This is a genomic window from Hyphomonas sp. UBA4505 (genome assembly GCF_002388685.1).
Lineage (GTDB): Bacteria > Pseudomonadota > Alphaproteobacteria > Caulobacterales > Hyphomonadaceae > Hyphomonas.
On record NZ_DGMZ01000003.1, the window covers coordinates 114,121 to 132,749 of the forward strand.

17 protein-coding genes are annotated in these 18,629 nt (G+C 60.6%); 11 read left to right on the plus strand and 6 right to left on the minus strand.

Annotated features, from left to right (window positions below):
* Window positions 1-19: 19 nt before the first annotated feature.
* A complete protein-coding gene (secG, locus tag B3527_RS02180; RefSeq protein ID WP_051607879.1) occupies window positions 20-493 on the minus strand; it encodes a preprotein translocase subunit SecG in 474 nt (157 codons plus the stop codon).
* Window positions 494-576: 83 nt separating this feature from the next.
* Window positions 577-1,326, minus strand: a complete 750-nt coding sequence (gene tpiA, locus B3527_RS02185; protein WP_290479537.1) for a triose-phosphate isomerase — start codon at window positions 1,324-1,326, stop codon at window positions 577-579.
* 97 nt (window positions 1,327-1,423) lie between these two features.
* Between tpiA and B3527_RS02190 the strand changes: the two genes are divergently transcribed.
* Genes B3527_RS02190 through B3527_RS02200 form a run of 3 tightly spaced genes read left to right on the plus strand, consistent with a single transcriptional unit; the run spans window position 1,424 to window position 5,330 of the window.
* The gene (locus B3527_RS02190; RefSeq protein WP_290479538.1) at window positions 1,424-3,325 is read left to right on the plus strand and encodes a peptidylprolyl isomerase; all 1,902 of its coding nucleotides are present in this window, start codon (window positions 1,424-1,426) and stop codon (window positions 3,323-3,325) included.
* On the plus strand, window positions 3,322-4,749 hold the full coding sequence (gene trpE, locus B3527_RS02195; RefSeq protein ID WP_290479539.1) for an anthranilate synthase component I: 1,428 nt from the start codon (window positions 3,322-3,324) through the stop codon (window positions 4,747-4,749). Before B3527_RS02190 ends, trpE begins: the two co-directional genes overlap by 4 nt.
* Entirely contained in the window at window positions 4,746-5,330 is a 585-nt protein-coding gene (locus B3527_RS02200) for an anthranilate synthase component II (RefSeq protein WP_034815508.1), read from the plus strand. The genes trpE and B3527_RS02200 overlap by 4 nt, the downstream gene beginning before the upstream one ends.
* Here the strand turns inward: B3527_RS02200 and B3527_RS02205 are convergent.
* Together B3527_RS02205 and B3527_RS02210 are read right to left on the minus strand one after the other, a co-directional pair.
* The gene (locus tag B3527_RS02205; RefSeq protein ID WP_034815510.1) at window positions 5,327-5,803 is read right to left on the minus strand and encodes a pyridoxamine 5'-phosphate oxidase family protein; all 477 of its coding nucleotides are present in this window, start codon (window positions 5,801-5,803) and stop codon (window positions 5,327-5,329) included. The genes B3527_RS02200 and B3527_RS02205 overlap by 4 nt on opposite strands.
* Window positions 5,804-5,932: 129 nt before the next feature.
* Window positions 5,933-6,940 (minus strand): class I SAM-dependent methyltransferase, encoded by a 1,008-nt coding sequence (locus B3527_RS02210; RefSeq protein WP_290479540.1) that lies wholly within the window; start codon window positions 6,938-6,940, stop codon window positions 5,933-5,935.
* A gap of 213 nt (window positions 6,941-7,153) precedes the next feature.
* Between B3527_RS02210 and trpD the strand changes: the two genes are divergently transcribed.
* From trpD to lexA, 3 genes are all read left to right on the plus strand, one after another.
* Window positions 7,154-8,185: an anthranilate phosphoribosyltransferase gene (trpD, locus tag B3527_RS02215; RefSeq protein ID WP_290479541.1), complete on the plus strand. Its 1,032-nt coding sequence runs from the start codon at window positions 7,154-7,156 to the stop codon at window positions 8,183-8,185.
* The gene (gene trpC, locus B3527_RS02220) at window positions 8,182-8,985 is read left to right on the plus strand and encodes an indole-3-glycerol phosphate synthase TrpC (protein ID WP_290480807.1); all 804 of its coding nucleotides are present in this window, start codon (window positions 8,182-8,184) and stop codon (window positions 8,983-8,985) included. Before trpD ends, trpC begins: the two co-directional genes overlap by 4 nt.
* Before the next feature lie 61 nt (window positions 8,986-9,046).
* Window positions 9,047-9,727 (plus strand): transcriptional repressor LexA, encoded by a 681-nt coding sequence (lexA, locus tag B3527_RS02225; protein WP_034815518.1) that lies wholly within the window; start codon window positions 9,047-9,049, stop codon window positions 9,725-9,727.
* Here the strand turns inward: lexA and B3527_RS02230 are convergent.
* Window positions 9,724-11,844, minus strand: a complete 2,121-nt coding sequence (locus tag B3527_RS02230; RefSeq protein ID WP_290479543.1) for a ComEC/Rec2 family competence protein — start codon at window positions 11,842-11,844, stop codon at window positions 9,724-9,726. The two genes, lexA and B3527_RS02230, sit on opposite strands and share 4 nt — an antisense overlap.
* Before the next feature lie 21 nt (window positions 11,845-11,865).
* Between B3527_RS02230 and gltX the strand changes: the two genes are divergently transcribed.
* From gltX to purQ, 3 genes are all read left to right on the plus strand, one after another.
* Window positions 11,866-13,335: a glutamate--tRNA ligase gene (gene gltX / locus B3527_RS02235; protein ID WP_290479544.1), complete on the plus strand. Its 1,470-nt coding sequence runs from the start codon at window positions 11,866-11,868 to the stop codon at window positions 13,333-13,335.
* Window positions 13,336-13,384: 49 nt separating this feature from the next.
* Window positions 13,385-14,689, plus strand: coding sequence for a citrate synthase (gene gltA / locus B3527_RS02240; RefSeq protein ID WP_206990612.1), 1,305 nt, complete (start codon window positions 13,385-13,387; stop codon window positions 14,687-14,689).
* Window positions 14,690-14,806: 117 nt separating this feature from the next.
* Entirely contained in the window at window positions 14,807-15,475 is a 669-nt protein-coding gene (gene purQ, locus B3527_RS02245; RefSeq protein WP_290479545.1) for a phosphoribosylformylglycinamidine synthase subunit PurQ, read from the plus strand.
* On the opposite strand, the gene B3527_RS02250 is transcribed toward purQ, so the two are convergent.
* A complete protein-coding gene (locus B3527_RS02250) occupies window positions 15,472-16,143 on the minus strand; it encodes a TonB family protein (protein WP_290479546.1) in 672 nt (223 codons plus the stop codon). The two genes, purQ and B3527_RS02250, sit on opposite strands and share 4 nt — an antisense overlap.
* A gap of 196 nt (window positions 16,144-16,339) precedes the next feature.
* On the opposite strand from B3527_RS02250, the gene B3527_RS02255 reads away from it, so the two are divergent.
* Complete coding sequence (locus B3527_RS02255; protein WP_290479547.1) at window positions 16,340-17,536, plus strand: DUF418 domain-containing protein; 1,197 nt, start codon at window positions 16,340-16,342, stop codon at window positions 17,534-17,536.
* Window positions 17,537-17,603: 67 nt separating this feature from the next.
* Complete coding sequence (locus B3527_RS02260) at window positions 17,604-18,614, plus strand: adenosine deaminase (RefSeq protein ID WP_206990615.1); 1,011 nt, start codon at window positions 17,604-17,606, stop codon at window positions 18,612-18,614.
* The last annotated feature ends 15 nt before the right edge of the window (window positions 18,615-18,629 follow it).

The window sequence follows — 18,629 nt, forward strand, 5'->3', positions numbered from 1 at the left end:
AAACACCTGCGCGGCGCAATTACTGGGGATTACCTGTTTCCGGCTCGGTTTCCGGCACAGGATCAGCCTCGATATCGGCGGGTGGCATGTCTGCCGTAGGATCGATCAGGACACCCGGCTCAGCCGCTTCCGGCGCGGGCGTGGACAGGCCGTCCTGGCCCTCCAGCAGCGGCGCGGTTGGATCCAGCAGGTCGACCGGGCCGGTTGCGCCATCTTCGTCAGCGCCAAGTGCGCGCTCGACATTGGTGCGTGTGTCGGTGTTTCGGTTGGCCAGTGTGGTCAGCGCCAGGCTGGTCACGAAGAAGATACCGGCAAACATGATCGTGGAACGCACCAGGGCGCCGGCAGCGCCACGTCCGGACATGAGCGATCCCGCGCCGCCCCCGCCGCCGCCGCCAATACCGAGGCCGCCGCCTTCGGATTTCTGGATCAGGACCAGTCCCGTCACGATAAGACAGGCGAGGATGTGGACTACAAGGATGACGTTCTGCATGGCTGGTGCGTTTCCAGTAAAATTCAAGCGGCCCGCATATCCCCATTGGGGACAGACGCCAAGCCTTCGGGTTCAGTCTTTGATTACTTTGCTTGACCGTAAATGGCGAGGAAATCCGCCGCCTTCAAGCTTGCCCCCCCAATTAGACCGCCATTCACATCCTTGACCGCAAGGATTTCAGCCGCATTTCCCGGCTTCATGCTGCCGCCATAGAGCAGCGGAATGAGGTCTGCGGCCTCAGCACCGAATCGTTCTGTAAGGCGCGTGCGGATCGCGGTATGAACTTCATCAATCTGATCTGGCGTGGCAACTTCGCCCGTACCGATGGCCCAGATTGGCTCATATGCAATCACAATCTGTTCAGCCGTGGCCCCGTCCGGAATCGAGCCTGCGATCTGGCTGGCCACGAATTCCAGCGTCTCACCCGCCTTGCGCTGGTCGAGGCTTTCGCCAATGCAAATGATCGGCGTCAGACTCGCGCGCAGGGCGGCTGCGGCTTGTGCGGCCACGATTTCATTGCTCTCCGCATGGTCTGTCCGGCGCTCTGAATGGCCAACAATGACATGGGTTGCGCCCGCGTCTGCCAGCATTTCTGCCGACACATCACCAGTATGCGCGCCGCTTTCGGCCGCATGGCAGGTTTCGCCACCGACCCGCAGCGCTGAGCCGTGCGCGGCCTCTGCCGCAAGGGTCAGAAGGGTTGCCGGTACGCACAACAGCGCCTCGACCCCGGCCTTGCCTTGACCCACGCCTGCAGCCGCATCTCGGATTTCCCCAAGGCTGGACTTGAGGCCGTTCATCTTCCAATTCCCGGCGATAAGTGTTCTGGTCATAAGCTATCCCTATCTTGAAAGACCTAACGGGGTCGCCTAGCAAGCACTGGACCACCGCTCAACCTGCCAGAAAGACGCTGCCGATATGCTAGCCTTGATGAAAAGCCTGATGAATTCCTTCGTCGGGAAGATTATTGTCATGATCATCATTGCGGGGATGGCGTTCTGGGGTGTTGACCAGATGTTCGCTCAGCTGCGGGGCGGAATCGGCTCCAACATGGCCGCCGCGGGAAGCCGGGGCTTTGATGCCGTCACCTTCGATCGCCGCGTTGAGAGCGTCATCCGGAACATCAATGCGGACTCCGAAGAGCCCGTTACCAAGCCGGAATTGCTGGAACAGGGTGTCATCGACCAGGTCTTCCAGCTCGAAGCCGCCAAGCTCACCTTGCTCGGCTATGCCGACTCCATCGGCGTCCATCCCTCCACCGATGCCGTTGTGGAAGAACTGAAGAACATCGACGCCTTCAAGAACCCGCTGACCGGCGCGCTCGACCTCGATACATATCGCGATGTCCTCTATCGCAGCCGCATCACCCAGGCTGACTATGAACAGCAATTGTCTGACGATCTGACGATGAAAGCGCTGCGCGACGCAGCCGGCGCCGCGATCTTTCCGCCGAAAACGCTTTCCGGATTGCAAGCACGCTATATTGGCGAGGCCCGCAATGTCGGCTGGTTCATTCTCGACACCAGCAGCCTGCCTGAGCCTGACGCGCCCACCGAAGAAGACATTCGCGCCTATTATGATGAAAATCTCGAAGCGCTCAAACAGCCTGAGCGTCGGATGATTGATGTGCTGCGCATGTCTGCCGAAGACTTCCTGTCAGAGGTCACCGTGACTGATCAGGAAGTGGCCACCGTCTATGAAGCCAGCAAGTCGGAGCGGTACTCAGAGCCTGACACCCGCACCTATGTCGAGCTCATGTTCTCCAGCCGCGAAGCGGCCCGCACGGCCTTTGGCCTGCTCGCCGCAGGCGCAGACCCGGCAAGCGTAGAAGGCGTCGCCTCGCGCGAAACCCGGACCGGCCGCCGTGAAAGCGTGTCCGATCCTCTGCTCGCAGAAGCCATGTTCGGGGCCGGCAAGCAAAGCGGCGCCCTGTTCGGCCCGGCCGAGCGCGGCGACCAATGGCTCGTGGCGCGGCTCGTCTCGGTCCAGCCCGGCGCAGTCTTTCCCCTGGAACAGGTTGAAGGCGAGATCCGCGACCAACTCTCCCGCGAACGCGCAGCCGTCCTCCTGTTTGAGAAAATGGAAGCGCTGGATCGCGCAATTGGCGCTGGCTACCCGATCAGTCAGATCGCCGAGGAAGTCGGCGTGCCGCTCATCACATTCGCGCCCGTTGACCAGTCTGGCCGCACCCGTGAAGGCGTGGCACTCATGGGCTTGATCAGCGCCGGAGAAGCTTTCCAGCAGGCGTTCGAAATCCCGGTCGGTGAAAACAGCAACCGCATCGATATTGGCGAAGCCACCTATCTCACATCCCCCCGCAAAGTGCTTGAAAGCTACACGCCGGAATTTGAGGAATTGCGTGAGGATGTGCGCACCGGTCTTGTTCGCCAGCGTGAAGCCAACGGCGTACAGGCCGCGCTGGATGATCTGACCGACCGGATCAAGTCTGGCGAGAGCACACTGGAAGCTGAAGCGCGCGCTACCAACGAAGTGGTCGAGACACCCCTCGCACCGATCACGCGGCGCACGGCTGCCGATTCCGGCCTGCCAAATGCGGCAGTCACTTCCGTCTTCAGCGGCAAGGAAGGCGATGTCTTCACCTTCCCGAGCCGGACGGGTGATGCAGTGATGGTGATGCAGATCACCGACATCACACCACCGAGCGAGGCGGACATGTCGGAACTGGCCCCATTGGCCAATTCCAGCCTGCTGACCTCTCTGCAGACCGATCTTGATCAGGCGATGGAAGCCGAGATTGCGGCCACCATGAAGCTACGCACCAATCAGGGCACGCTCAGAGCCTACAAGGCCACTATCACGTCAGACCAATGAGCAATGCCAGACTGATTGTCCGTCGGCGAATCGGGGACATAGAAACCCCGGTTGCCGCCATGCTGAAGCTGGGCGCGGAAACGCCCGGCAGCTTCCTGTTCGAGTCGATTGCAGGTGGCGAACGCCTCGGGCGATATTCCTTCATCGGGCTTGAACCTGACCGCTGGTTTCGCATTCTCAATGGCAAAGCCGAGACGGCCAGCGATGCTGACTTCTCGGACGCCAAGACGCTTGATGCCGAGCCTGTTGCGGCCCTGAAAGCCTTTGCCCGCGATGCCCGCGCCAGCGCCGACGAAGACCTGCCACCTATGGCCTCAGGGGCCTTTGGCTATGTCGGCTATGACATGATCCAATATGTCGAGCCGGTGGAGATTACAAAGCCGGACATGCTGAACGTGCCGGAAGCCCTGCTGGTCATCCCGCGCGTGGTCATCGTGTTCGATCACATCTATCAGGAAATCCTGCTGATCGGCCGCGTCGAAGCCGACAACGAATCCGAGATCAACGCCCTGCTGGATGATGTCGAGGCACGGCTGGAACGCCTGCCCCAGATGCCACCCAAGGATCAGGCGCCCGCACCAGTGGAGCTTCAGTCCAATACGTCCAAGGCGCGCTATTTCGAGATTGTCGAAGCGTGCAAGGACTATATCCGCGCCGGGGACATCTTCCAGGTCGTACCGAGCCAACGTTTCTCCACACCCTTCCCGCGCCAATCGATCAGCTATTACCGCGCGCTTCGCCGCCTGAACCCGTCGGCCTTCATGTTCCACATGAATCTCGGCGCGGTCAGCCTGGTCGGCTCCAGCCCGGAAATTCTCGTTCGCGTCCGCGATGGCCGCGTCGCCATCCGCCCGATCGCCGGCACACGGCCGCGCAGCGGGGATGATGAGGAAGACGCCCGCCGCGCCGAGGGCTTGCTCAACGATCCGAAAGAGATCGCCGAGCACCTCATGTTGCTGGACCTTGGCCGCAACGATGTCGGCCGCGTCGCCGCCTATGGCAGCGTGACGGTCACCGAGCAGTTCATCGTCGAGCGCTACAGCCACGTCATGCACATCGTCAGCCATGTCGAAGGCGACCTGCGCGAGGGGCTCGACAGCGTGGATGCGCTCTTCGCAGGCTTCCCCGCGGGCACCGTCTCGGGCGCGCCGAAGATCCGTGCCATGCAGATCATCAACGAGATGGAAAGCCATCGCCGCGGCATCTATGGCGGCGCAGTCGGCTATTTCGGCTGGAATGGCGATCTCGACACCTGTATCGCGCTGCGCACCGCGGCGCTGAAGGATGGCCAATTGCACATCCAGGCTGGCGGCGGCGTCGTGCTCGATTCCGTGCCGCAATACGAATATGATGAAACCGTCCACAAGGCAGGCGCACTTCGCCGCGCTGCCGAACTGGCCGCCGCATATGAGCATGACCAATGAGCGCGCCAAAGAAGCAGATCCTCGTCATCGACAATTATGACAGCTTCACCTGGAATCTCGTCCACTACCTGGAAGAGCTGGGCGCGGAAACGCGCGTGGTCCGCAATGATGAAATGACGGTCGAGGAAGCCCTCGCCACCGGTGCGGACGGCGTGTTGCTGTCGCCCGGCCCCTGCTCTCCAAATGAAGCAGGGATCTGCGTGGCGCTCATCCAGAAGGCACCTGAAGACCTGCCGATCCTCGGCGTCTGCCTCGGCCATCAGTCCATCGGGCAAGCCTTTGGCGGCGAGGTCATCACCGCCAGGGAAATCCGGCATGGCAAGCTGTCAGAAATCCGCCAGACCGGCGGCGACCTTTTCGAAGGTTTGCCCGAAACCTATCAAGTGGTGCGATACCATTCACTCGCGGTGAAGCCTGAAGACCTGCCGGAAGTGCTGGTAGCTGACGCCTTTACCGAGGACGGCGAAGTCATGGCCCTGCACCACAAGACACGGCCGCTCTACGGCGTGCAATTCCACCCGGAAAGCATCCTGACCGAACACGGCCACGCGTTGCTCAAGAACTGGCTCGACAAGCTTTAGAAGCTGATTTCGAAATGCTCGCCAATGTCCGGCTTGTCGTCGGTGAGATTGGCTTTGGCAATTTCGTAGAAGAACTTCGCACCCCCTTTTGACGTCCAGACTTCACCGGCATCAAGCGACAGTTTCAGCAGTAGGACGTCAGGATCCTGTTTGCCGTCTTCGTACCAGCTGGCCGCGATGAAGCTCCAATATTCATCAAGCTTCTCCTTGTTGATTTCTGGCGTGAGGCGACCGGACAGGCTGGCATAAAGCCCTTCCTTGTCATTGCACAGAACATAGTGCGCGTTCGTTCCGTTGGCATGTTCGGCCATGAACGTACCCTTGGCGGTGATGAACCACAGCTCGCGCTTGTTCTCATCAACATAGTGGGACATGGGCACAGCCCGGCCATCGATCACGAGCATGCCTGTACGACAGTCTTCAAGACGGTCCCAGAAAGTTTCGGTGAGGTCCTTGTCGGCGAGTTGGGTCATGGGAGGGGAAGTTCCTTTCAGTGTTTCCCTCTCAACGCCTTTCCGGGCAGCCGGTTCCGGAAGACGGTTCGCGCCCCAATGAAAAAGGGGCCCGGTCAGGGCCCCTTCCCGATACGGATGATGACGCGTCTATTCAGGCTTGCGGAAGCGCAGCGTCATCCGGTCGGATTCGCCAATCTCGGCAAAAGCTGCACGCTCCGCAGAGCCTTCTTCCGACGTCCCAAAGCTCGGTGGCAGGCGCCACACGATGTCGCCTGGACCGGCATCGTCGGCGGGGTTCGCATTGACCTCACTCGACTCTTCCAGTTCGAACCCGGCAGCCTCGAAAGCTTCGACCACGAAGCTGGTCTTCAGATATCCTGCATTTCCATCGGCCCACTCATCCGGCGTGTCTTCCGACGCGCGATGCTGGACCACGCCGACGACGCCGCCTGGCTTCAGAATGCGATACGTCTCGGCAATGGTAGCTGAGAACGTGCCAAGCTCTGCTTCCGTCCGGTAGAGATTGTGCAATGCGCGAATGAACAATGCGGCGTCGGCCTTCTCGGCCTTGTCGTCCGGCAGGGTCGTCAGCTTGTAGTCATAGACTTTCGCGCCATTCTCGCCGGCCCAGCCTTCTGCGGTCTCGGTCCAGCCTTCAAGCTGGGCCAGGATACCCGCGACGCGTTCCTCGTCAGCGCCTGGAAGGATGCGGATCCACATCTCGTCCGGATAGTGCGCGCCGATCAGCTTGCCCTCAGGACCGAGATAAGGAAGCAGGATCTTGGAGTACCAGCCACGGCCCGGCAGGGCTTCGACGACCGTCATACCCGGCTCAATGCCGAAGAATTCCAGTGTCGCACCCGGATTGCGCGCCTCGTAGCGGGCCTGAACGTCTTCGGGCTGCGATGCGAGCGCCGCAGCAAGCGCGACAGACGAGGAAACATCCATCGCCTCATCAGCTGTCTCGGCCATCTCCGCCATCTCGGCTTCGGCAGACTGGTCAATTTCCACTGACCCTTCAGCTTCCATCACCCTTTCCACCTCGATCGTCTCTTCGGCGGTCAGGTTGTCTGACATATCGTCAGCCGGTGCGGTCTGACAGGCGGCCAGCAAGGCCATGCCAGCAACGCTCGCGAGCAACAAATTGGGTTTCATAATGTCCTCCTCAATCAGGTCAGTTTTCTCTTGAAGTTCCCCTGTTCGGCGAACCTAACCCAATCTTCCTGCAAATGCGATCACGTGTTCGTGTATCCTGCTTGAAGCCTTTGTGGCGGATGCAGTGAAACCTCGCCCTGCGGCGTCGTCAGACTTGATCTGACGCCCCCACACACCCTATGCAGGCGCGAACCAGACCCGGATGAACTTCCTATGCCATCAGACAGTCTCACCACCGCCCTGCTGGCCATTGCCCGCCGCCAGCCACTGGACATCGCTACGCTTGAGGGGGCTTTCGACAAGCTCTTGTCCGGCGAGGCGGCCCCCGAAGAGGTCGGTGCGTTCCTGATGGGCCTGACCGTGCGGGGAGAGACAGCCGACGAGCTCGCCGCCGGGGCGCGCATCATGCGCCAACATGCCCGCAAGGTGCATGTGGAAGGGCCTGTCCTCGATACATGCGGGACAGGCGGCCTGCCTTGGAAAAGCCTGAACACCTCCACCGCCAGCGCGATCGTGATCGCGGCGGCGGGCGGACGGGTCGCCAAGCATGGCAATCGCTCGGTGCCGCCCAAGACCGGCTCGGCCGACGTGCTCGAAGCGCTCGGCGTGAATCTCGACATGGACGAAGAAACCTTCCTCGAATGCCTGAATGGCTGCGGCGTCGCGTTCATGTTCGCGCGCAGCCATCACAGTGCCATGCGCCATGTCGCGCCGGTGCGCGCAAAACTCGGCATCCGCACCATCTTCAATCTGCTCGGCCCGCTCAGCAATCCGGCCGGTGCCGAATACCAGGTTCTGGGCGTATTCGCGCCCGAATGGGTGCGACCGATGGCCGAGACCCTGTCGCGTCTCGGCACCAAGCGCGCCTGGGTCGTGCACGGCCTGGACGGCATCGACGAGATCTCCATCGCCGGCACAACGAAAGTCTGTGAAGTGGCGGGCGACGATTTACACGAATTTGAGCTGACCCCTGCCGACGCCGGACTGGAAACGAGCCCGCTTTCGACCCTGGAGGGCGGAGGCGTGGAAGACAATGCGCTCGCCATCACCGAATTGCTGGAGGGCCAGGAAGGCCCGTTCCGCGATGTCGTGATGCTCAACGCAGCCGCCGGCCTGCATGTTTATGGCAAGGCCGACACGCTCAAACAGGGCGCCGCCATGGCCGCCGAGGCCATCGACAGCGGCAAGGCCCGGCAAACCTTGCGGGCTCTGGCTGCTCTCTCCAACGGGCAGGATCCGGAATGAGCACCGCCCTTGATCGGATCATCGCCTACAAGGTCGATGAAGTCGCCGCCGCCAAGCGCGAGACGCCGCTGGCAGCGCTGGAATCACGCCTGCCCGAGGCCAGCCCGCCGCGCGGCTTCGCTCAATCCATGTCCATGATTGCCGGTCTCGACGAGAACGCACTGATCTGCGAGCTGAAGCGCAAGAGCCCGTCCGCCGGGGACATCCTGCCGGGCGCGGACCCTATCCAGATTGCCCGCGAATATGAATCCGGTGGCGCGGCCTGCCTCTCTGTCCTGACGGATAGGCCGAGCTTTGGCGGCAGCCTGGAGGATTTCGTTCAAATTCGCTCCGCTGTGGGCCTGCCCATGCTGCGCAAGGATTTCATGATCGATCCCTATCAGGTGATCGAATCCCGCGTGCATGGCGCCGATTGCGTCCTGGTCATCATGGCCTGCCTCAGCAATGACCAAGCCCTCGAACTCACTGCGGCGGCGCTGGAGCTTGGCATGGATGTCCTGCTGGAAACTCATAACGAAGATGAGTTGGAGCGCGCACTCGACCTGCCGTCTCCGCTCATTGGCATCAACAATCGGGACTTGAAGCGCATGGTCACCGATCTGGCCACAACCGAGCGCCTCGCGCCGCTGGTCCCGGCTGAGAAGGTGCTGATTTCCGAAAGTGGCGTCTCATCGCCCGAACATATCAAAAGATTGCGCGAAACAGGCGCCCGGCGCTTTCTTATCGGGGAAAGCCTTATGAAAATGGGCATAAACCGCCACAAAAGCGTTACACAAATGAGGGTAGCTGGCACGAATTGACCCGAAGCATGAACACATGTAGAACATAAGTGAACATAGATTCGCCCGAAGGGAGTCACCCGTGCTGACTAGTAAACAAAAGGAATTGCTGCTCTTCATCAATGAGCGCATTCAGGAAACCGGCGTTTCGCCATCCTTTGACGAGATGAAGGATGCGCTGAACCTGGCGTCCAAATCCGGCATCCACCGTCTTATCACAGCGCTTGAAGAGCGCGGGTTCATCCGGCGCCTTGCGCATCGGGCCCGCGCCCTTGAAGTGCTGAAACTACCGGAATCGGTTTCGCCCGGGGCCCCTCGCGGCCGCAAGGAGTTCAAGCCGGCACTCGTATCCTCCGGTCAGCCCGCCCCGACTCAGAGCGCACATACCGTGCCGCTGATCGGCCGTATCGCCGCTGGTCTGCCGATTTCTGCGATCCAGCAGGACAATGGTCACGTCAATGCGCCGGATGGCCTGACCGATGGGGAAGAACACTTCGCCCTCGAAGTTCAGGGCGACTCGATGATCGACGCGGGTATCCTTGAAGGTGACATCGTGGTCTGCCGCCGCACGGATACAGCCAATACCGGCGACATCGTCGTCGCGCTGGTCGATGGGGAAGAAGCCACACTGAAGCGGCTTCGCCGCAAAGGCGCCTCCGTGGCGCTTGAAGCCGCCAACCCGGCGTTCGAAACACGCATTTTCGGGCCTGACCGGGTGCAGGTGCAGGGCCGCCTCGTCGCTCTGATCCGTCGCTACGACTAATCGGTTTCCACACCGCAAGGTTTCCAAGGCCGCGCTTTACAAGGCGCGGCCTTTTTTGATGGCGCACCTTTCGTGTTGAGAGTGATGGCACCTGTCCGGACCACGTCAGACCACAAGACAGGCTCAGCGCAACTGACGGATCGTTCGCCCGTATCCGTCAGGGCGTGTGGGACAAGTTCATACGCGGCATCGGCGCGAGGATGACAGGCTGTGGCATCGGCGTCGGGGCGCGGCAGCGCTATCCGGCCGATCTCGGCATCCAGAATGCACGGCCAGTCTGCACACAGGCCTGACGGCTCCAACGTGCTGAACCGCATCGGCGACAAACCATCGCCATCGATGTAGCGGATCTTGTGCACCTCGCCGCCAGCCAGCCGCACGAACACGTCGCCCGAAGCCGACCAATGCAGCGCCATGGCCGGGGCCGCGATCCAGAGCCAGGTTGCCGGCCCGCTGAGGGCCACCACAAACAGCCAGCGCCATATGCCCCTTGCAATCACAGCCAGTCCCAACGCCGCACTGAACAGGACGAGTGAGACACCCGGCATCTGCTTGCCGGGAGACAGCCCGCCTGGTGCCTGTTCGGTACACGTCTGGGCGATCCAGAGAATGGCCTCCAGCGAATAGCCAAAGACACGCAAGCCCAGATCTCCGTATCCAAATGGTGTGAGGATCAGCGCGGCCGCAGCGGCGGGCGCGCTCACGAACGTGATCACCGGCATGGCTGCGAGATTGGCCAGCAGGCCGAGCCCCGCGAGCCGGTCAAAATGGTAGAGTGCATACGGGGCCGTTGCCGTGCCGGCGACGAGAGACGTGACCGCGAGCGAGGCCCAGCTATAGCTGAAGCTGCCCAGCACCTTGTCGGAAGCGGATCGGCGCGCTGTCCACGCCTCGTAGGTGGCGATCAGGGCGCCTGACGCTGCGAACGACATCTGGAAGCCGGGCGTCATGACGCTTTCCGGCTGCAACAGGATCACCAGGATCATCGCAATTGCAAAGGAGCGCAGGCTAAGCGCTGCCCGGTCGAACAGGACCGCGCCGAACACGACCGCCAGCATGATGAAAGCCCGCTGGGTGGAAACGCCCGCGCCGGAAAGGATGAGATAAGCCAAACTCGCCGCGAGTGCGATGATCGCTGCGGGTTTCTGCACCGCCACGCGCAGCGCCAATGGCTCGATACAGGCGAGCAGTCGCCGCATGAGGTAGAAAACCAGCCCGCCCACAATCGCCATATGGAGACCGGAGATTGCCAGAAGGTGCGCCAGGCCGGAATTACGCAGGGCGACCTGATCCTCCACGCGCATATAGCTGCGGTCGCCCGAAACGAGCGCAGCCGCGAAGCCACCCGCCCGATCACCCGCGGCAATGTTCACATGCGCCGCCAATTGCCTGCGGAAGGCTGCGACCTTCATCCGGATATCTGGCAGTATTCCATCCGGCGCGCCAAGCGTGCCACCCCGGCAGCGGCCCTGCACATAGCCGACGCCTCCAAGTTGTTCGAACCATGCCTGCCGCCGGAAATCATATTCCCCCTCCATGCTCGGGGCGGGCGGCGGCCTCAGCACACCCCAGCATCGTACAAAGCGTCCGGAGGAAACCTCCAGCCGGGAGCGATGCGTCAGGCGCACGGTCTTGGGTGTCGTTTCCGGCGTCAGCCCTGCGATGGCGTGCACATCGATGCGCAAACGGGGTCCCTTGGCGCCAGTCTCGATTTCCGACAGCCAGCCCTCGACCATGACCGGCCCGGTCTCTGCAACGATCACGGGCGCTGCGACCAGCCGCGCCCGCAATGCTGCAGAACTCATCCCAAGCGCCGCGCCGAAGGCAAGCCACACGCAAAGTTGAAGCAGGGATGGCAACAGGAATCGTCGCCCCAGCGCGATCAGGATCGACATGGCAAGCGGCGCCAGCAATACCGGTTCAAAGTCTGGTTCAGCGGGAGCCAGAAAATACGCCCCAGCGCCGCTTGCCATAGCAAAGGCGAGCAACAGGGGCAGTGCATCGACGGTCGCAATTGACCATATCTGACGTGGCTGCGCTGCATGCTGCGCGGCGCGCCCCTTGCCTTTGGCCGGGGAGTTGTGTTTCTGCGGCGCAAGAGCCTCACCCGCGTCCATCAATCGGAGCCTGCCTGTCCCATGAGCGTCATCACGCGTTTTGCCCCCTCTCCCACTGGCATGCTGCACATTGGAGGGGCAAGGACGGCACTTTTCAACTACCTCTTCGCGAAACGGCACAACGGGAAGTTTCTTCTGCGGATCGAGGATACCGACCGCGCCCGTTCATCTGACGAGGCGACAGCCGCCATTCTGGAAGGCATGGAGTGGCTGGGCCTGACACCGGACGCCCCTCCGGTCATGCAGTTTGACCAAGCCGCTCGCCACACGGAAATTGCCCTCGACATGATCGCGCGCGGCACCGCCTTCCGTTGCTATGCAACGCCCGAAGAACTGCAAGCGCGCCGCGACCTAGGCGAAGAAAAGCGCCAGGCTGCCAAGGCCGACGGTGTTTCGGAAGATGCGAAAGCTGCGCTGCTGGCCGAGGCCAACGAATTGCTCGCCCCCTATCGCTCTCCGTGGCGCGATGGTGCGCCGGCGCCTTCCGAGGATGCCCCCTATACTGTGCGCCTGCGCGCGCCGGATGGCGGCGACCGAATACTTGAGGATGGCGTTCAGGGCCGCGTGACCATTCAGGCGAGTGAATTGGACGACATGATCCTGCTGCGCGCCGACGGCACCCCGACCTACATGCTGGCCGTGGTGGTGGATGACCACGATATGGGCGTGACGCATGTGATCCGGGGCGATGACCATCTGAGGAATGCTTTCCGCCAGATCCCGATCTATGAGGCGATGGGCTGGGATATCCCCAAATTCGCTCACGTCTCCCTGATCCATGGACCGGACGGGGCGAAATTGTCCAAGCGCCACGGCGCCCTTTCGACGCTGGCCTATCGCGAAATGGGTTATCTGCCGGAAGCCATGAAAGCCTACCTACTCCGCCTTGGCTGGAGCCATGGTGACCAGGAAATCTTCACCGAAGCCGAAGCGACGGCACTTTTCGATGTCGAGGGTATCAACAAGGCGCCCGCCCGGCTGGACCTTGAAAAGCTGGGCCAGATCAACTCCCATTTCATGCGCGCGACCGATGACGCGCGCCTCTTCGATCTTCTATTGCCCTATCTTGAATCCAATGCCCCAATGAGCGAAGCCGAGACTGTTCGCATCCGCGCTGCGATGGCCGGCCTGAAGGATCGCGGCACGACGCTCCCCGAACTGGCTGAGGCGTTCGCGTTCCTGCGCGACATCCGGCCAATCCAGATGAACAAGAAAGCGCGAAAGTCGCTGTCAGAAGAAGGACTTGACCGGCTCGCCGGTCTGCGCGACGAACTGCAGCAATTGCGCCAATGGACGGCAGAAACTATATCGCACGTCATAAGTTCCTATTGCGCTGACCACGACCTCTCCATGGGACAGGTGGGTCAACCGCTAAGGGCTGCGCTGACAGGCGGCTTGCCCGCGCCAGACATTGCACCGGTCCTTGAATGGCTCGGACAGGATGAGGCGCTGGGACGTATTGAAGATCAAACGGCGAAGGCAAGGGATTAAACTCCCACGCCGCGCTGGACAAAAACATGATTTGGAAGGGCTAAAGCTGATGGAAAACAAGACCAAAGACGCTGGTACAGCGAAGATCGAAATTGACGGCAAATCATATGACATGCCCGTCCTGTCCGGTACGCATGGGCCGAACGTCATGGATGTGCGCAAATTCTACGCGCAATCCGGCCAGTTCACCTTTGACCCGGGCTTTACCTCCACAGCGAGCTGTGAAAGCCAGATCACGTTCATTGACGGGGAAGAAGGCGTCCTGCTGCACCGCGGTTATCCGATTGGCCAGCTGGCTGCGCAAGCGACTTTCCCCGAAGTCTGCCACCTGATCCTGAATGGCGAACTGCCTTCCAAGGCCGAACTCGACAGCTTCAATGACGAAATCAAGCAGCACACATTGCTGCACACCCAGATGGACCGCTTCTTCGAAGGGTTCCGTCGTGACAGCCACCCAATGGCCATGCTGACCGGAACGGTTGGCGCGATGGCGTCATTTTATCCTGGCGCCATGGACAGCGAAGATCCGGAAGAGCGTCGCCTCGCCTCGATCCGCCTGATCGCGAAGATGCCAACGCTCTGCGCTCGCATCCTGAAGTACAATATGGGCCAGAAATTCGTCGATCCGCGCAACGAGCTGTCTTATGCGGAGAACTTCCTCAGCATGTGCTTCTCGGTCTCCGCTGAAGACTACAAGGTCGATCCGAAGATAGCGAAAGCAATGGACCGCTTCTTCATCCTGCACGCCGATCACGAGCAGAATGCCTCGACCTCGACCGTGCGTCTTGCAGGCTCGTCGGGCGCGCACCCATTCGCGGCTGTGGCCGCTGGCGTGGCCTGTCTCTGGGGCCCGAGCCATGGCGGCGCAAACGAAGCCTGCCTCAACATGCTGCACGAAATCGGCACAGTGGACCGCATTCCGGAATTCATTGAAAAGGCCAAGGACAAATCTGACCCGTTCCGCCTGATGGGCTTCGGTCACCGCGTCTACAAGAACTACGATCCCCGCGCGACCGTGATGCGTGAGTCCGCGCACGAAGTGCTCGACCTGCTGGGCCTGAAGGATCAGCCGATCCTGAAAGTCGCCATGGAGCTGGAACGGATTGCTCTGGAAGACGAGTATTTCGCCGAGAAGAAACTCTACCCGAATGTCGACTTCTATTCCGGCATCATTCTCGACGCGATCGGATTCCCGAAGCAGATGTTCACCGTCCTGTTCTCGCTGGCCCGTACGGTTGGCTGGATTGCCCAGCTCAACGAGATGCTGGTCGACCCGACCCAGCGCATTGGCCGCCCGCGCCAGATCTATACCGGCGCTGCCCAGCGCGATTATGTACCAATGGATCAGCGTTAATCCGCCATCCACGATTCAGAAAGCCCCGGCAGCGTCCGGGGCTTTTTTGGTTTCGGGACAGGTAATACCGCAAATGCCTGTTCCCTTTTCACCCGACTCCCTGCTAAAGGCCTGCGCATGAAAACCGCTGTGATTGTCTTCCCCGGATCGAACTGCGACCGCGACGCGCATGACGCCCTCGCCAAGGTAACAGGCCAGGCGCCGGCCATGGTCTGGCACAAGGATGGCACGATCCCCGAGGGCACCGACCTCGTCATGGTTCCCGGCGGCTTCTCCTATGGCGATTACCTGCGCTGCGGCGCGATGGCCGGCAATTCGCCGGTAATCTCGCAGCTGCACGCCCATGCGGAACGCGGCGGCTATGTCCTCGGCGTCTGCAACGGCTTCCAGATCCTCTGCGAAACGGGCCTGCTGCCTGGCGCTCTGATGCGCAACGCCTCACTCCACTTCGTCTGCCGTCCGCAGGCCCTGAAGATCGAGTCGACGAACACGGCCTATACGAGCGCCTATTCCGGCGCATCGGATGTGGTGATCCCCGTCGCCCATCATGACGGCAACTATTTCGCCGACGACGCCACACTCAATACGCTGGAAGGCGAAGGCCGCGTGGGCTTCCGCTATGCCAGCGGCCAGAACCCGAACGGCTCGGCGCGCGACATTGCCGGCATTCTCAGCGAGAATGGCCGCATCCTCGGCATGATGCCCCACCCAGAGCGCGCCATTGGCGGGCATGAAGGCGGCACCGATGGCCTGGGCGTTTTCGAGAGCTTGCTCAGCGCGGCCTAGTTTCCGAAATCGGGCTGGCCCTGTTCGTCTAGCCGGAACAAAATCGGATAGACCACACCTTTACGAGGTGCGGCTTTCCCTTTGATGATCTTCGGCGCAAATTTGATGGCTCTAACTGCAGAGATAGCAGCGTCTACAAAAACCACATCAGTACATTTGGCACTGATGTCTATCGGCTGCCCCCCATCCATATCGACATCGAAGCTTACGTCGCACTCCCCCTCTGTACCACTTGCAAGTGCAGACGGCGGGTATATTGGTGATGGCTGCGGCAGAGCAGGAGTATCTCTGACAGAGGCCATGTTCACCTTAAGACTGCTCATCCTCGTATTATGCCGGATCGGTCCAAACACCTTCCGCCCCTCGTCGATGACGCCTTTGGCCTCTTTGACTTGTCCCAAGCGCTTATAGTTCATCAGCAAATACGAATACGTGCGCACCATTGGTCTATCCTGCTCTAGAACCTTAAGTCGTAAAGCTCCGCCGAGTGATTCAGCATAACATCCATCAATGAAGCTGCCCGTCACAAAACTCCACAGCTGATCTGGATCATCTTCAAAGGAACCTAGGTTCGCGTATTCATCGCATTTAAGTGCAACTTCTCGAGCATCAGCGGTTGCTGCGGACAGAAGTACAGCAACCATCATCCAGAACATCCGTACGATCATCGCCTGCCTCTCCCTCGCGCAACGGCTGAGACATTTAAACATCAATACTATCCGTGTTCAAAACTGCCATTCTCAAATCTGAGGCAACACAACCTCGACCCTCAGACGAACAGCTCTGCTGGCCCCAGATTATTCTTGACGCGATAAGCGCATGAATATATCGATAATCAATAATTCTGGGGCTGCGGGGAACACCATGACATATCTTGAAGAAAGCCAGGCTGCTGGCCGCGAAATCTTTCCTGACCTTGCGCGCGCATGGGCACTTTTCGGCATCGCGCTGGTCAATGTCGGCGTCCTGTCCTGGCCCATGATGAGCAGCTATCATGCCGCTGGTGCAACGGTGAGCAGCATCGACGAAGCCGCATGGTTTGGCGTCAACGCCCTGTTCCTGATGAAATCCTACTCATTGTTCTCCTTCATGTTCGGGGTCGGCTTCGCCTATCAGATGCAGTCCGCTGAACGGCGCGGGGTCGGCTTCGCGGGGCGGTACTGGCGTCGCATCGTAGGACTGCTGGCCTTTGGCGCGCTGAACATTGCCTGCTTCTTCATCGGCGACATTCTCGTGATCTATGCGGTGCTCGGCTCAATCCTGTTCCTGTTCCGCAATGCGTCGCAGAAGACGCTGATCGTCTGGGGCTGCATCATCTACGCGATTCAGATCCTGCTCGTCTCAGCGATCGCGCTGATGATGTATCTAGGGGTTACATTTGCACCAGAGGAAATGGTGGCGGTGACGGAAGAGTTCGCCGTGGCAGACGCCAAGGCGCTCGAAATCTTCGGGTCTGCCGGTTTTGCCGAAACAGCGGCCTATCGCGTGTCTGAATATCTTTCAGGCTTCCCTTTCATGATCATGTTCCAGGGATTTGGTGCGTTCGCCTTCTTCCTGTTTGGCCTTGCGGCCGTACGCAGCGGCATCATCGCCCGTGCCTCGGCCCCTATCTGGAAACCTGCGCGCCGTTTCGCACTGCCTGTCGGTTTGCTGCTCAGCAGCGGAGGCGGCTGGTTGCTGGTCGACAGCCACGGCATGACCGATCCGAGAATGCTGCTCGGCCTCGTCCTGGTCACGATCGGGAGTCCGTTCTCCACTTTTGGATATCTCGGCGTGATCGCGAAATGGGCCGAAGGTACACCGGGGCCCGTCACGGTTTTCTTCGCACGGGGCGGCACGTCCTCGCTCACCGCCTACCTGATGCAGGGCCTGATCTTCTCGTTGCTGTTCACCGCGTATGGCTTTGGTTACTTCGCGAGCCTGACCGCGGCACAGACCATTGGCGTTGCCTTCCTCACCGCACTCTTCAGCGTCGCCTTTGTCAGCCTCTGGCGGGTGAAGTTCCAGCGCGGCCCCATGGAGGCCATCCTGCGCAACTGGACCTATCTCGGCGCACGTTAGCCGCGTTCGACCGGTTGCCCTTCGCGTCCGATCCGGTTCTATGGGACTGACCCGACAGGAGGCTTCCATGACCGCCCACAAAGATCTCATCGCGCGCTTGCCCAAGGCTGAGCTGCACCTGCACATCGAAGGCAGTTTCGAACCGGAGATGATGATGGCGCTGGCCGAGCGCAATCAGATCGAGATTCCGTTCAAGACGCTGGAAGAGGCCAAGGCGGCCTATGATTTCAACAATCTTCAGGAATTCCTGGACCTTTATTATCAGGGCATGAATGTGCTGCGCACCGAGCAGGACTTCCATGACATGACTTTCGCGTATCTGAAGCGCGCCAAGGAAGACAATGTCGTCCATGTCGAGATGTTCTTCGATCCGCAGGCGCATACAGAGCGCGGCGTGGCGTTTGGAACTGTCGCTGATGGTATAATCTCGGCGCTGAAGCGCGGCGAGGAAGAGCTGGGCATCACATCCGAACTCATCATGAGCTTCCTGCGCCATCTGAGCGAAGAGGACGGGTTTGCCCTGCTCGAAGAATCCGCACCCTGGCACGACCATTTTGTCGGCGTGGGCCTCGACAGTTCCGAGGTTGGGCATCCACCGTCGAAGTTCCAGAAACTGTTTGCACGCTGTCGCGAGCTTGGCTTCAAACTCTGCCTGCATGCCGGCGAGGAAGGCCCTCCGGAATATGTGCGAGAGGCCCTTCTGGATATCGGCGCGGACCGGATCGATCATGGTAACCGCGCGATGGAAGATCCCGCGCTCATCGCCGTATTGCGCGACACCCAGACGCCGCTCACCAACTGCCCCTTGTCAAACCTGTCGCTCTGCGTGCTCGACGACCTGCGCAAGAGCCCGGTGAAACGTCAGCTGGAAGAAGGCTTGCTGGTGTGCGTGAACTCTGACGATCCGGCCTATTTTGGCGGCTATATCGGCCAGAATTACGAGGCCATCACCGAGGCGCTGGACCTGTCGGCCGATCAGATCGTCCAGCTGGCCCGCAATAGCTTCGCCGGCTCGTTCCTAAGCGACGCCGACAAAAGCCGCCACCTGTCAGAAATCGACCGGGTGCGGGGCAGCTGACCCACGTTCGATCCG